Source organism: Streptomyces sp. NPDC053474 (assembly GCF_044544845.1).
GTDB lineage: Bacteria > Actinomycetota > Actinomycetes > Streptomycetales > Streptomycetaceae > Streptomyces.
Window position 1 is genome coordinate 519,102 of record NZ_JBITXV010000004.1, and the last position, 14,973, is coordinate 534,074.

Annotated in this window: 10 protein-coding genes; 9 read left to right on the top strand and 1 reads right to left on the bottom strand. The window is 71.4% G+C overall.

Features of this window, described 5'->3' with window-relative positions; all coding sequences use genetic code 11:
• Positions 1–313 precede the first annotated feature (313 nt).
• From gltB to ACIG3E_RS12300, 5 genes are all read left to right on the top strand, one after another.
• Complete coding sequence (gene gltB / locus ACIG3E_RS12280; RefSeq protein ID WP_399614848.1) at positions 314–4,825, top strand: glutamate synthase large subunit; 4,512 nt, start codon at positions 314–316, stop codon at positions 4,823–4,825.
• Positions 4,818–6,278: a glutamate synthase subunit beta gene (locus ACIG3E_RS12285; protein WP_399614554.1), complete on the top strand. Its 1,461-nt coding sequence runs from the start codon at positions 4,818–4,820 to the stop codon at positions 6,276–6,278. The genes gltB and ACIG3E_RS12285 overlap by 8 nt, the downstream gene beginning before the upstream one ends.
• Positions 6,279–7,602: 1,324 nt before the next feature.
• Positions 7,603–8,904, top strand: coding sequence for a sugar ABC transporter substrate-binding protein (locus ACIG3E_RS12290; RefSeq protein WP_399614557.1), 1,302 nt, complete (start codon positions 7,603–7,605; stop codon positions 8,902–8,904).
• Between the two features lie 19 nt (positions 8,905–8,923).
• Complete coding sequence (locus tag ACIG3E_RS12295; RefSeq protein ID WP_399614560.1) at positions 8,924–9,916, top strand: carbohydrate ABC transporter permease; 993 nt, start codon at positions 8,924–8,926, stop codon at positions 9,914–9,916.
• Entirely contained in the window at positions 9,913–10,746 is an 834-nt protein-coding gene (locus tag ACIG3E_RS12300; protein WP_399614563.1) for a carbohydrate ABC transporter permease, read from the top strand. The genes ACIG3E_RS12295 and ACIG3E_RS12300 overlap by 4 nt, the downstream gene beginning before the upstream one ends.
• A 157-nt stretch (positions 10,747–10,903) precedes the next feature.
• Here the strand turns inward: ACIG3E_RS12300 and ACIG3E_RS12305 are convergent, their stop codons facing one another.
• Positions 10,904–11,782 carry a chitosanase gene (locus tag ACIG3E_RS12305; protein ID WP_399614565.1) on the bottom strand — a complete coding sequence of 293 codons (879 nt, stop codon included), beginning with the start codon at positions 11,780–11,782 and terminating at the stop codon, positions 10,904–10,906.
• A 124-nt stretch (positions 11,783–11,906) separates the two neighbouring features.
• Here ACIG3E_RS12305 and ACIG3E_RS12310 point away from each other — a divergent pair, with 124 nt between their 5' ends.
• The 4 genes from ACIG3E_RS12310 (at position 11,907) to ACIG3E_RS12325 (ending at position 14,948) form a co-directional block, all read left to right on the top strand.
• Positions 11,907–12,125, top strand: a complete 219-nt coding sequence (locus tag ACIG3E_RS12310) for a hypothetical protein (RefSeq protein ID WP_172385470.1) — start codon at positions 11,907–11,909, stop codon at positions 12,123–12,125.
• A gap of 14 nt (positions 12,126–12,139) precedes the next feature.
• The gene (locus tag ACIG3E_RS12315; protein WP_399614850.1) at positions 12,140–13,240 is read left to right on the top strand and encodes a hypothetical protein; all 1,101 of its coding nucleotides are present in this window, start codon (positions 12,140–12,142) and stop codon (positions 13,238–13,240) included.
• A 65-nt stretch (positions 13,241–13,305) separates the two neighbouring features.
• A complete protein-coding gene (gene hsaD, locus ACIG3E_RS12320) occupies positions 13,306–14,190 on the top strand; it encodes a 4,5:9,10-diseco-3-hydroxy-5,9,17-trioxoandrosta-1(10),2-diene-4-oate hydrolase (RefSeq protein ID WP_399614568.1) in 885 nt (294 codons plus the stop codon).
• Positions 14,187–14,948 (top strand): VWA domain-containing protein, encoded by a 762-nt coding sequence (locus ACIG3E_RS12325; protein ID WP_399614571.1) that lies wholly within the window; start codon positions 14,187–14,189, stop codon positions 14,946–14,948. The genes hsaD and ACIG3E_RS12325 overlap by 4 nt, the downstream gene beginning before the upstream one ends.
• Positions 14,949–14,973: the final 25 nt, after the last annotated feature.

Below are 14,973 nucleotides of genomic sequence, written 5' to 3' on the forward strand. Positions count from 1 at the left end.
GCAGCCGGGCATGAGCCGTAAGCGCTGCGGGCAATGAGGCCTGTGGTCGCTCCCGGCCGACGGTCACCGATCTGCCTGTTCCGGCCCCCCTTCGCCGCTCTCCATCCCCAGGGCGCTGTCCAGATACTGGAATGAAGTATCCGCTTTTCGAGAAGCGGCCCATCATGTAACCTGCACGAAATTTCGCCAGGGCCAACGTCGTCCCTCGCCGCCCGCGCCCCCAGAGCCTGGGAGGTGCCCCACCACGACGACGGGAGTGCCGATGCGTTCCGACGCCTGGTCGCCCATGGACGGTCGCCCCGCCCCGCAGGGCATGTACGACCCCCGGAACGAACACGACGCCTGCGGCGTCGGCTTCGTGGCCACCCTCACCGGTGAGGCGAGCCACGAGCTCGTCGAGCAGGCGCTGACCGTACTGCGCAACCTGGAGCACCGCGGCGCCACCGGCTCCGAACCGGACTCCGGGGACGGCGCGGGCATCCTGCTCCAGGTCCCGGACGCGTTCCTGCGCGAGGCCGCGGGGTTCGAGCTGCCCGCCGCGGGCGCGTACGCCGTCGGCATCGCCTTCCTGCCCCCGCACGGCACGGACGAAGCCGTCTCACACATCGAGACGCTGGCCGCCGAGGAGGGCCTGACCGTCCTCGGCTGGCGCGAGGTGCCGGTCGCCCCGACGCTGCTCGGCGCCACCGCCCGCGCCACCATGCCGGTCTTCCGCCAGCTGTTCGTCACCGCCGGTGACAACACCGGGCTCGCCCTGGACCGCAAGGCCTTCGTCCTGCGCAAGCGGGCCGAGCGCGAGGCCGCCACCTACTTCCCCTCGCTCTCCGCGCGCACGATCGTCTACAAGGGCATGCTGACCACCGGCCAGCTGGAGCCCTTCTTCCCGGACCTGTCCGACCGCCGCTTCGCCACCGCGGTCGCCCTCGTCCACTCGCGCTTCTCCACGAACACCTTCCCGAGCTGGCCGCTCGCGCACCCCTACCGCTTCGTCGCCCACAACGGCGAGATCAACACCGTGCGGGGCAACCGCAACTGGATGCGGGCCCGGGAGTCGCAGCTGGTCAGCGAGCTGTTCGGCAGCCAGGAGCAGCTGGAGCGGACCTTCCCGGTGTGTACGCCGGACGCCTCCGACTCCGCGTCCTTCGACGAGGTCCTCGAACTGCTCCACCTCGGCGGCCGCTCCCTGCCGCACAGCGTGCTCATGATGATCCCGGAGGCGTGGGAGAACCACACCTCCATGGACCCCGCCCTGCGCGCCTTCTACCAGTACCACTCCACGATGATGGAGCCCTGGGACGGCCCCGCCTGCGTCACCTTCACCGACGGCACCCAGGTCGGCGCGGTCCTCGACCGCAACGGCCTGCGCCCCGGGCGCTACTGGGTCACCGACGACGGCCTCGTCGTCCTCGGTTCCGAGGTCGGCGTCCTCGACATCGACCCCGCCAAGGTCGTCCGCAAGGGCCGCCTCCAGCCCGGCCGGATGTTCCTCGTCGACACCGCCGAGCACCGCATCGTCGAGGACGACGAGATCAAGGCCCGGCTCGCCGCCGAGCTGCCGTACCAGGAGTGGCTGGAAGCCGGCGAGATCGAGCTCTCCGACCTGCCCGAGCGCGAGCACATCGTGCACACGCACGCCTCCGTCACCCGCCGCCAGCAGACCTTCGGCTACACCGAGGAAGAGCTGCGCGTGCTGCTCGCCCCGATGGCCAAGTCCGGCGCCGAGCCGATCGGCTCGATGGGCACGGACACGCCGATCGCGGCCCTCTCCGAGCGGCCCCGGCTGATCTTCGACTACTTCACGCAGCTGTTCGCCCAGGTCACCAACCCGCCCCTGGACGCCATCCGCGAGGAGCTCGTCACCTCCCTGCACTCCTCGCTCGGCCCGCAGGGCAACCTCCTGGAGCCGACCGCCGCCTCCTGCCGCTCGGTCACGCTGCCCTTCCCGGTCATCGACAACGACGAGCTGGCCAAGCTCATCCACATCAACGCCGACGGCGACATGCCCGGCATGAAGGCCGCGACCCTGTCCGGCCTGTACCGGGTGCACGGTGGCGGCGACGCCCTCGCCGCCCGCATCGAGGAGATCTGCGCCGAGGCCGACGCCGCCATCGAGGCCGGGGCCCGCCTGATCGTGCTCTCCGACCGGCACTCCGACGCCGAACACGCGCCGATCCCCTCCCTCCTGCTCACCGCGGCCGTCCACCACCACCTCATCCGCACCAAGCAGCGCACCCAGGTGGGCCTGCTCGTCGAGGCGGGCGACGTGCGCGAGGTCCACCACGTCGCGCTGCTCATCGGCTTCGGCGCCGCGGCCGTCAACCCCTACCTGGCGATGGAGTCCGTCGAGGACCTGGTGCGCGCGGGCACCTTCCTGCCCGGCATCGAGGCCGAGCAGGCCATCCGCAACCTCATCCACGCCCTCGGCAAGGGCGTCCTGAAGGTCATGTCCAAGATGGGCATCTCCACCGTCGCCTCGTACCGCGGCGCGCAGGTCTTCGAGGCCGTCGGCCTGGAGGAGTCCTTCGTCGAGAAGTACTTCAACGGCACCACCTCCAAGATCGGCGGCGTCGGCATCGACGTCGTCGCCCAGGAGGTCGCCGCCCGCCACGCCAAGGCCTACCCGGCCTCCGGCATCGCGCCCGCGCACCGCGCCCTGGACATCGGCGGCGAGTACCAGTGGCGCCGCGAGGGCGAGCCGCACCTGTTCGACCCCGAGACGGTCTTCCGCCTCCAGCACTCCACCCGCAACCGCCGCTACGACGTCTTCAAGCAGTACACGGACCGCGTGAACGAGCAGTCCGAGCGGCTGATGACGCTGCGCGGCCTGTTCGCCCTCAAGAGCGACCGGCAGCCCGTGCCCGTCGACGAGGTCGAGCCGGTCTCCGAGATCGTCAAGCGCTTCTCCACCGGCGCCATGTCGTACGGCTCCATCTCCCGCGAGGCGCACGAGACCCTCGCCATCGCCATGAACCAGCTCGGCGCCAAGTCCAACACCGGCGAGGGCGGCGAGGACCCGGAGCGCCTCTACGACCCGGCGCGCCGCTCCAGCATCAAGCAGGTCGCCTCCGGCCGCTTCGGCGTCACCTCCGAGTACCTGGTCAACGCCGACGACATCCAGATCAAGATGGCCCAGGGCGCCAAGCCCGGCGAGGGCGGCCAGCTGCCCGGACACAAGGTCTACCCGTGGGTCGCCAAGACCCGGCACTCCACGCCGGGCGTGGGCCTCATCTCCCCGCCGCCGCACCACGACATCTACTCCATCGAGGATCTCGCCCAGCTGATCCACGACCTCAAGAACGCCAACCCGGCGGCGCGCATCCACGTCAAGCTGGTCTCCGAGGTCGGCGTCGGCACCGTCGCCGCGGGCGTCTCCAAGGCGCACGCGGACGTCGTCCTCATCTCCGGCCACGACGGCGGCACCGGCGCGTCCCCGCTGACCTCCCTGAAGCACGCGGGCGGCCCCTGGGAGCTCGGCCTCGCCGAGACCCAGCAGACGCTGCTGCTCAACGGCCTGCGCGACCGCATCGTCGTACAGACCGACGGCCAGCTGAAGACCGGCCGCGACGTCGTCATCGCCGCGCTGCTCGGCGCCGAGGAGTTCGGCTTCGCCACCGCGCCGCTCGTCGTCTCCGGCTGCGTCATGATGCGCGTCTGCCACCTGGACACCTGCCCGGTCGGCATCGCCACGCAGAACCCCGCGCTGCGCGACCGCTTCAGCGGCAAGGCCGAGTACATCGTGAACTTCTTCGAGTTCATCGCCGAAGAGGTCCGCGAGCTCCTGGCCGAGCTCGGCTTCCGCTCCATCGAGGAGGCCGTCGGCCACGCCGAGCTCCTCGACACCACCCGGGCCGTCGACCACTGGAAGGCCCAGGGCCTCGACCTGGCGCCGCTGTTCCACGTCCCGGACCTGGCCGAGGGCGCGGTGCGCCACCAAGTCGTCGCGCAGGACCACGGCCTGGAGAAGGCGCTCGACAACGAGCTGATCCGGCTCGCCGCCGACGCGCTCTCCGCGCACTCCCAGGAGGACGCCCAGCCGGTCCGCGCCCAGGTCGCCATCCGCAACATCAACCGCACCGTCGGCACCATGCTCGGCCACGAGGTGACGAAGAAGTTCGGCGGCGCGGGCCTGCCCGACGACACCATCGACATCACCTTCACCGGCTCGGCGGGCCAGTCCTTCGGCGCCTTCCTGCCGCGCGGCGTCACGCTGCGCCTGGAGGGCGACGCCAACGACTACGTGGGCAAGGGCCTCTCCGGCGGCCGCGTGATCGTCCGCCCGGACCGGGGCGCCGACCACCTCGCCGAGTACTCCACCATCGCGGGCAACACCATCGCCTACGGCGCGACCGGCGGCGAGCTGTTCCTGCGCGGCCGCACCGGCGAACGCTTCTGCGTGCGCAACTCCGGCGCCACGGTGGTCTCCGAGGGCGTGGGCGACCACGGCTGCGAGTACATGACCGGCGGCCACGCCGTGGTCCTCGGCGAGACCGGCCGCAACTTCGCGGCGGGCATGTCGGGCGGCATCGCGTACGTGATCGACCTCGACCGCGCCAACGTCAACGCCGGGAACCTGGCGGCCGTCGAGCCCCTGGACGACACCGACAAGCAGTGGCTGCACGACGTCGTGCGCCGCCACCAGGAGGAGACCGGCTCCACGGTCGCCGAGAAGCTGCTCGCCCAGTGGGACGTGGCCGTGACCCGCTTCAGCAGGATCATCCCCAGCACGTACAAGGCAGTGCTCGCCGCCAAGGACGCCGCCGAGCGAGCCGGACTCTCCGAGTCCGAGATCACCGAGAAGATGATGGAGGCGGCGACCAATGGCTGATCCCAAGGGCTTTTTGAACCACGGCCGCGAGGTCGCCAAGACCCGCCCGGTCGGCGAGCGCGTGCAGGACTGGAACGAGGTCTACGTTCCCGGATCGCTCCTGCCGATCATCTCCACGCAGGCCTCGCGCTGCATGGACTGCGGCATCCCCTTCTGCCACAACGGCTGCCCGCTGGGGAACCTGATCCCCGAGTGGAACGACTACGCCTACCGCGAGGACTGGTCCGCCGCCTCCGAGCGGCTGCACGCCACGAACAACTTCCCGGAGTTCACCGGGCGGCTCTGCCCGGCCCCCTGCGAGGCGGCGTGCGTCCTCGGCATCAACCAGCCCGCCGTCACCATCAAGAACGTCGAAGTCTCGATCATCGACAAGGCGTGGGAGACCGGGGACGTGGCGCCGCAGGCGCCGGAGCGGCTGAGCGGCAAGACGGTCGCCGTCATCGGCTCGGGCCCGGCCGGTCTCGCCGCCGCCCAGCAGCTCACCCGGGCCGGTCACACCGTCGCCGTCTACGAACGCGCGGACCGCATCGGCGGCCTCCTGCGCTACGGCATCCCCGAGTTCAAGATGGAGAAGCGGCACATCAACCGGCGCATCGAGCAGATGCGCGCGGAGGGCACGAAGTTCCGCACCGGCGTGGAGGTCGGCCGCGACATCGACGCGGCGAAGCTGCGCAAGCGGTACGACGCCGTGGTCATCGCGGCGGGCGCCACGACGGCCCGCGACCTGCCGGTGCCAGGACGCGAGCTCAAGGGCATCTACCAGGCCATGGAGTACCTGCCGCTCGCCAACAAGGTCCAGGAGGGCGACTACGTCACCACGCCCGTCTCCGCCGAGGGCAAGCACGTCGTCGTCATCGGCGGCGGCGACACCGGGGCGGACTGCGTGGGCACCGCGCACCGCCAGGGCGCGGCGTCCGTGACCCAGCTGGAGATCATGCCCCGGCCCGGCGAGGAGCGGAGCGCGGGGCAGCCCTGGCCGACCTTCCCCATGCTGTACAAGGTGACCTCCGCCCACGAGGAGGGCGGCGAGCGCGTCTACTCCGTCTCCACGACCCACTTCGAGGGCGACGAGGACGGCAACGTGCAGTGGCTGCACCTGGTCGAGGTCGCCTTCGTGGACGGCAAGCTCACCCAGAAGCCGGGCACGGAGCGGCGCATTCCGGCGCAGCTCGTCACCCTCGCGATGGGCTTCACCGGTACGGACCGGGAGAACGGTCTGGTGGACCAGTTCGGCGTCGACCTGGACGAGCGTGGCAATATTGCCCGTGACGGTGACTTCCACACCAGCGTGCCCGGCGTCTTCGTCGCCGGTGACGCGGGCCGTGGCCAGTCCCTGATCGTCTGGGCGATCGCCGAGGGGCGCTCGGCCGCGCGGGGAGTGGACCGCTTCCTCACCGGTGCGAGTGACCTTCCGGCCCCGATCCGTCCCACGGACCGGTCCCTGACGGTCTGACCCTGATTGTCCCGTACAACGGCGTACGGAACTGAGTGCGGCGCCTGCCATGTCCCCGACCGGACCTATGGCAGGCGCCGCGCACCCTTCTCCGGGGCCGGGCCTGCCTCTGCCGGGGCGGTGGACAGGGCGCCGCGCTCCGCGCGCCTGACGCGGGCCCACCCACCCACCCGCCCTCACCAGGCACGGGCCCTGGCCCTACGGGAGCGCGGGCCCAGCTCAAGGCGCTGCCAGCACCTCACACCCGGCAGCCCCGGGGCAGCCCCCCGCCGGGTGACGCGTGAGGCCACGACCGAGGCACCGGCAACACCTCACACACGGGCTCCCGCGCTCCACCTCGGGCCGTGTTCCCTGCCGCGGGGCGGTCCCACCGCCCGCCCCCACCGGAGTGTGCCCAGGGAGGCAGCGTGGTGAGGGTGGGCCCGACGCCCGTCCCCGCTGGCTTTGGTTCGGAGGGGCCTGTAGAGGGCGGCAGACCGACCGGTTTCGGCCACTCCGCAACCTCGCCCTTGAGGGGACCATTTCCTGGAGGGTGATCTGCGCCGGACTCTTGCTTCGGCCGTTCGGCGGGCCACCTGTCCGGCGGTCACCTGGCACGGGCCGAGGTCCGCCCCAAGGGGCGTGTCCCCGTCGCGCCGTGATCCTCGGTGGCTGGATCACACCCCCGGCGCGGCAGCACCCATGCACCCGGCCACGCCGCTCCCCGCCGACCCCACGCTCCGTGCGTTCGGCGCGCCGGATGCTGTTCCCTGGCGAGGGCTGGGGGGAGGCCTGGCCGGGCGGGCCTGATGGACCCCAACTCGACCCAGGGCAGGGGCGGGTGGGTGGGGACACCCCCGGGATGGGCCCTACCCCCGGGCCCGGGCACCCCGGCGCCCCCGCCGAGCCCACCGTGGGTAACCCCATCGCCCGCCCCGCCCGGGCACAGGGCGCCCGGCCCGGCCCGCGACGGCCCCGTCGCGGCGCCCCGCGGCGGGCCCCGGCCCCGCAGGGCCGGGGCGCGGTGGGCGGGTGGGTGGGAAAGGACCCCGGCGCGGCCGTGCGTGAGGGATGCCGTCCGAGGCCAGCGGCCCGGTGGGGGTCGTGGGGTGGGGCGGGTCCGGAGGGGCCCGGTGTCGCCCGGCGGGCGGGAGATGTGGGGCAAACGGGTGGGACCGCGGAGCCGTTCCGCCGCACGGCGACACCGTAGGACACCGTCGAGGCACAGCGATAGCGCACCGCGCAACGGTGATTACGGTTCGGCCGCTTCCCCGAAAGGGTCTAGACCGCCAACACCCTGCGTGAGCACAATCGCTCCCACCACAGGAACCTGAAGGGGGCCGGCATGAAGCGACGTGTCATCGCGGCGGGTTGTATCGCCCTGACGCTCGGTCTGACCGCAACCGCGTGCGGCGATGACGGCGACGGGGACAACGGCGACAAGGCCGACGGCAAGGGCAAGACGCTCACCGTCTGGATCATGGAGGGGACCAACCCCGACCCCCGGCCCTTCTTCAAGGAGGTCGGCGCGGCCTTCGAGAAGAAGACCGGCGCCAAGATCAAGGTCGAGTACCAGCAGTGGGCCACCGCCCAGAAGAAGTTCACGACGGCCATCGAGGGCGGCGAGGACCAGGTCCCGGACGTCGCCGAGGTCGGCACGACGTGGGTGCCGCAGTTCGCCGAGACCGGCGCGCTCGTCGACGTCACCGACGACCTGAAGAAGTCGGGCCTGTCGAACGACCTGGTGGAGGGCCTGAAGGACGCGGGCACCCTGGACGGCAAGCAGTACGGCATGCCGTGGTACGCGGGCGTGCGGTCGATCGTGTACCGCAAGGACGTCTTCGAGAAGCACAAGCTGAAGCCGCCGACGACCTGGAAGGAGCTCCAGGAGACGGCGAAGACGCTCAAGGAGAAGGAGCCGGACAAGATCGCCTTCCCGGTGGCGGGCGGCGCGGAGATGTTCGCGACGGCCTTCGTCTGGGGCGCGGGCGGTGAACTCGCCACCCAGCAGGGCGACAAGTGGAAGTCCGCGATCAACTCGCCCGAGGCCGTGAAGGGCCTCACGTACTACACGGACCTGGCGAGGAAGGACAAGGTCTCCCCGGCCAAGGTCAACACCTGGACGGAGAAGGAGGTCGGCGACGCCTGGAACAAGGGCGAGATCTCCATGTCGGTCGGCGGCAACTGGACCCCCAAGGCCATCATCGAGGCGAACCCGAAGCTCAAGGGCAAGCTCGGCGCCGTGCCGATCCCCGGCCAGAACGGCGGCATGAGCAAGTCCTTCCTCGGCGGCTCGTACCTGTCCGCGTTCAACACGGACAAGAAGGAACTCGCCTGGGAGCTGGTCAAGTTGATGACCACCGGCGAGTTCGCCGCCAAGTGGGCCAAGCAGACCAACTACTTCCCCGGGCAGAACTCCGAGCTGAAGAAGATCGAGGCCCAGAAGGACCCGCTGGTCGAACCGTTCGCGAAGCAGATGATCGAGGCCGGGGCCACCGTTCCGAAGACGAAGGCGTACGGAGAGATCCAGGCCTCGCAGGTCATCACCGGCATGGTCCAGTCGATCCTCACGGGCAAGTCGTCCGTCCAGGAGGCCGCGGACAAGGCGGCGAAGGACATGGACGACATCTTCGCCAAGGACAAGTAAGCGAAAGACGAGTCACGCCGTGAAAGACACGCTCGTCAGCGACGGGCCGGAGGTCACGCCTTCGGTCCGCCCGCCATCCGACGACGGGGGCGCCGAAGTCGCGCGCCGCCGCAAGAAACTGGTTACTCTCACCCGGCCCTGGCTGCTGCTCACGCCCTCGCTGATCGTCCTCGTGGGGCTGCTCCTGTGGCCCCTGATCCAGGTCGGCAAGCTGTCGCTGCAGGACTACAAGGTCAAGTTCGGCGGTGGCGAGGGCACGTACATCGGGTTCGACCACTACAAGGACCTGCTGACCGGCGACCTGCTGTGGAAGACGGTCCTGCCGAACACGGTGTTCTTCGCGTTCGCCTGCGTCGGTCTGACCGTGGCGCTCGGGACGCTCGTGGCCCTGCTGCTCAACCGGCTCGGCCCGACGTGGAAGCTGATCTGCTCGGTGTCCATCCTGGCCGCGTGGGCGATGCCCGCGGTCACCGGAACGTATGTGTGGATCTGGCTGTTCCAGCCGCAGGACGGCATGGTCAGCCAGGTCGCGGACTCGCTCGGCCTGATCGACGCGGAGACCACCAACTGGTTCACCGAGCGGCTGCCGTTCTACGGGATCGCGACGATCAACGTCGTGCACCACGGCTTCCCGTTCGTCGCGATCACCGTGCTCGCCGGGCTGCTCACCATCCCGAAGGAGCTGTACGAGGCGGGCGAGATCGACGGCGCCAACGCCTGGCAGCGGTTCTGGAAGATCACCGTGCCGAGCATCAGGCCGGTCTTCCTGGTGGTGACCATCCTGTCCACCATCTGGGACTTCAAGGTCTTCACGCAGGTCTTCCTGATGCCGGGAGGCAGCGGCTCCAATCCGGACGTCTACAACCTCGGCGTCTACTCGTACATCGAGGCGTTCGCCAAGAACGACTACGGCACGGGCGCCGCGGCCGCGGTCCTGCTGACGGTGCTGCTTCTCGTGATCACCGTCATCTACATCCGTACGCTGTTCCGGCAGGGGGAGGAGGAACTGTGAGTGTCCGCCGTACCACGCTCGCTTCGCGCATCGGCCTGCCGGTCGCGGTCATCGCGCTCCTGGTCTTCACGCTGTTCCCCGTCTACTGGATGGTCTCCACGGCGCTGGACCCGAAGGCGCTCACGCGCGGCTCGGACCTGCTGCCGAGCGGCCTGACCTTCGACCACTTCGACTTCGTCTTCGACCGGGGCAACTTCGGCCAGTACCTGCTGAACTCGGCGATCGTCGGCGTCGCCACGATCGCCGCGGCGGCCGCGCTCTCGCTGTTCGCGGCGATCGCGGTGGCCCGGTTCAAGTTCAAGTTCCGCACCTCCGTGCTGATCATGGTCCTGATCGTGCAGATGGTGCCGCTGGAGGCGCTCGTCATCCCGCTGTTCATCCAGATGCGGGACTTCGAGATGCTCAACTCGCTGCTCGGCCTCTCGGTCGTGTACATCGCGCTCTCGCTGCCGTTCGCGATCTGGACCCTGCGCGGCTTCGTCGCGGCGGTGCCCAAGGAGGTCGAGGAGGCGGCGTACATCGACGGCGCGTCCTGGTTCCGCATGTTCTGGTCCGTGCTGCTTCCGCTGGTCGCGCCGGGCCTGGTGGCCACCTCGATCTTCGCCTTCATCACGGCGTGGAACGAGTTCGTGTTCGCGTACACCTTCATGAAGGGCAGCGACAAGTACACGGCGGCCGTGGGCATCTTCCAGTTCTTCGGTGAGAACACCACGTCCTGGGGGCCCGTCATGGCCAGCTCCACGCTGGTCACGCTGCCGGTGATGATCTTCTTCGTGATCGTGCACCGCCGCCTGGGCTCCGGCCTCGCGGCCGGGGCGGTCAAGGGCTGAGCCCCGCCTGTACGCCCGTCCCGGGCCCGGATTCCCGTGTGGGGTTCGGGCCCGTGGCGTGCCCGGCGCCGCTGGATGTGCCGCGTTGTGTCGTCGGGCGTCTGCGGGTTCGATGTGGCTTGTCGCGCAGTTCCCCGCGCCCCTTCGGGGCGCCTGCCTAGCGGGGGACCCGGTATGTCTCGCCGTACACCTGCCACGTCAACGGCGTGCGCAGGTCCAGGTTCCGCTCGCGGAGGAAGCGGCGCTGGGCTGTGTCTATGCGGGTGGTGTCGTGGTGGGACTTCTCGGTCTTCATCAGGGTGCGGCGTACGTCGAGGAAGGTGTCGAGGTACGTCTTCTCCGGGCCGCCGTCCGTGGGGGTGTTCGCCTTCTTGCGCGCGGCCTCGCGCAGGCCGTGGAAGGACGTCGGGCCGGTGCCGGGGCCGTGCATGACCATCGCGTCGTAGTACACGAACTGCCCGAGCGTGCCGAGCCCGTCGAGCTTGGCGAGGCGGACCGCCGGGTCGAAGTACAGGCGGTCGCGCACCGCGTCCTGGGCCCGCCGGAAGGCGGCCTGCCGGGCCTCCCGCGCCCACGCCCGGGTGAAGGGCCGCCCCAGGCCCGCGTGTGAGTCGCTGCCGTCGGCCGCGCGCAGGGCGGGCAGGAAACGGGCCAGGCCGTTGTCCGGGCGGGCCTTCGTGTAGTCCTCGACGAGCTCCAGGAGGTCGTGGGTGCCGGTGCAGAAGCCGATGATGCCCGCGGTGTAGCCGCGGCCGTCGCCTATGTCCTCGATGTAGCCGTACTGGTCGCGCCAGTCGAGCGTGGAGTTCTCCGCGCTCGCGACGAGCTGCATCGCGAGCTCCTTCTTCGCGGGCGCCGCGAGCCCCGGCGGCAGGTCCGCGAGCCGCTTGTCGTCCGTGCGCCGGTCGGCCGAGGAGCCGTCCTCGTCGTACGGCCGCGCGGCGGCGGGCCGGTCCTTCCCGGCGTCCTCGGAGCACGCGACCGCGGTGAAGGTGAGGGGGACGACCGCGAGAAGGAGCAGACCAGCGCGTTTCATTCGGCCAAGCGTACGGGTGCGGGCGTCGGCGGACGGCGGCCCGTCCCCGCTATTGACTATTATTCAATTCCGCTCCACGCTCGGGACGCGAACCCGCAGCAGCCGCGCGTCGTGGGAGGTCCCCGTGAGCACCCGAGCAGTGGAGCAGCTGAAGACGGAGCTGGGGGCCGAACCCCCGGAAGGCGTCGGGCGGTTGGCGCCCGAGCACATCGAGCGGCTCGCCACCGCGCTGCGCCGCGAGCGCGAACGCCGGGCCTCCGGGCTCGGCGAGGCGGCCGAGGAGGCCCTGAAGCTCGTGCCCGCCCTGGCCCGCGGCCCGGTCCGCCGGATCCTCTTCCGCTAGGGGGCGTGGACACCATGGACACGCTGCGCGCCAGGGCCGAGACCCTGAAGACCGCCCGCCTCCTCGACGTCGACCCCGCCGACCTCGCCTTCCTGGGGGAGCTGCCCGCCGACGACGTACGCCGCTTCCGCGCCGACTGCGTGGCCGCGCTCTTCGACCGGTCGCCGGAGATGCTCGACCGCATCGCCTCCGCGACCAAGCTGGTGCCCGCCGGGGTCGCCGCCGCCATCTCGCAGAAGGCGCTCGGGCCCCGGCTCGCCGCGGCCGTCGCCGGGCGCCTCGACCCGGCCCGCGCCGCCGACATCATCGACAAGCTCCCCGTCGCCTTCACGGCCGAGTCCTGCGGGCACCTCGACCCGCGGCGCATCAGCGGCATCGTCGACCGGCTCGACGAGGGCCTCGTCGTCCGCATCGCCCTCGAACTCGCCGGGCGCGAGGACCACCTCACCATGGGGCGGTTCGTCGGCCATCTGCGGGACTCCGCCCTGAGCCGCATCCTGCCGCAGGTCAGCGACGCGGCCGTGCTGCGCACCGGCTTCCTCGTCGACGAACCCGAACGCCTGGGCCGGATCGTGGAGTTGATGGGCGAGGAGCGGCTCGCGGCCGTCATCGACTCCGCCGCCGCGGACGGCCTGTGGCCCGAGGCGCTCGCCGTCGCCGGGACGGTCACCGGCGAGCAGCGCGGGCGGATCGCCTCGCTCGCGGCGGCGCAGCCCGCCGAGCACCTCGACGCGCTCGTCACGACCGTGGCCGCCGAGGGCCTGTGGGAGTCGCTGCTCCCGCTGGTCGCGCTGCTGTCCGAGGAGGAGCGGCGCACCGTCGCGGCCCTGCCCGCGCTCCGGGAGCCGGGCGTCCTCGAAGGCGTCGTGCCCGCCGTGGTCTCCACCGGCCTGTGGGCCGAGTTCCTGCCCCTCGTGGAGGTCCTGCCCGAGCCCTCGCGGCGCGTCGTCGCGGAGCGGGCCGGGGCCCTCGGTGACGAGGACCTCGACGGGCTCGCCCGGGAGGTCGACAAGCGCGACCTGTGGGACCTCGTGCTGCCCCTGGTCGAGCTGATGTCGGACGAGGCGAAGACCAGGATCTTCGCCCTGCCGTCGTTCCGCGACGCCACGCCCTGACCGTCCCGGCCGCCGCCACCCGTCCCGGTGCGGGGCGGGTCGGCGGGTGGGGGAGGATGGGGGGCGTGACGAGCGAGACGAGCGGGGCGGACCTCACGCGTGCAGGCACCTCGCGCGTGGCCGAGGCCAAGGGCCTGCGGCTGCGCTACCACGAAGCAGGCCCCCAGGACCCCGCCGCCCCCGTCCTGGTGATGCTGCACGGCGGCGGCCCCGGCGCCTCCGCCTGGTCGGCCTTCGGGCCGCTGCTGCCCGGCCTCGCCCGCCACTTCCGTACGCTCCTCGTCGACCAGCCCGGCTTCGGCGCCTCCGACAAGCCCGAGCTCGACCGGGACTTCTTCTCCTTCAGCGCCGCCGCCGTCGCCGCGCTCCTGGACGAACTGGGCATCGCCCGCGCCCACTTCGCTGGCACCTCGCTCGGCGGCGGCGCCTGCGTGCGCCTGGCCCTCGATCACCCGGACAAGGTCGACAGGCTGCTGCTCATGGCGCCCGGTGGCCTCTCCCTGAACGTCTTCTCCGCCGACCCGCCCGAAGGCGTACGACGGCTCATCGAGTTCGGCGCCGCGCCCGAGCCGACGCGCGAGGGGATGCGGGCGTTCCTGACGACCCTCGTCCACGACCCGTCGTACGTCACCGACGACCTCGTCGACGAGCGGTACGCCGCCGCCCTGGACCCGTGCGCACGGCGCGGCGCCCAGCACGTCGGCGCCGCGTTCGCCCGGTGGCCCGAGGGCGCGCTGCTGTGGCGCGAGGCGCACCGCGTCACCCGGCCGACGCTCCTGACCTGGGGGCGCGAGGACCGCGTGAACCCGCTCGACGGCGCGTTCGTCGCCCTGAAGGCCATGCCCGACGCGCGCCTGCACGTCTTCCCGCGCTGCGGCCACCTGGCCTTCGCCGAGCGGGCCGAGGAATTCCTGCGCCTGGCCGTCGACTTCCTCACGGGCCCGGCATGACCGCGGCGATCAGCCTCCGCAAGGTCGAGGAGACGGCACCCGCCCTCGTCAGCCTCTACAAGACGGCGGGCACCTCCGTGCGCGCCCACGGCCTGGCGGGCGAGCGGGCCGCCGTCTATCTGGTGCTCGACTACTCCGGCTCCATGCGGCCGTACTACAAGGACGGCAGCGTCCAGGCGCTCGCCGACCGCGTCCTTGGCCTGTCCGCGCACCTGGACGACGACGGCGTCGTGCCCACCGTGTTCTTCTCCACGGACGTGGACGCCGTCGCCGAGGTCGAACTGGCCCGCCACCAGGGCCGGATCGAGGAGATCGCCGCAGGCCTCGGCCACATGGGCAAGACCAACTACCACCTGGCCATGGACGCCGTCATCGACCACTACCTGGACGCGGTGGAGCACGCGCGGAGCACCGGCGGCGGCCCGCCCGCGCCCGCGCTCGTCGTCTTCCAGACCGACGGCGGGCCCCTGGACAAGGCCGCCGCCGAGCGGTACTTGTGCAAGGCCGCGAAGCTGCCGATGTTCTGGAAGTTCATCGGGTTCGGCGACCCCGGGAGCAGGCAGTTCGACTATCTGCGGCGCCTGGACGACCTGGCCGTGCCCCAGCGGCGGGCCGTCGACAACGCCGGGTTCTTCCACGCGGGCGAGAAGCCGCGCGCGGTGCCCGACGACGTCCTGTACGACCACCTGGTGGGGGAGTTCCCGCGGTGGCTGAAGGCGGCGCGGGAGCTCGGGATCGTCGCCCCGCGCGCGGCCTGACCGCCTGCCGGAGGCCCGCCGCCGC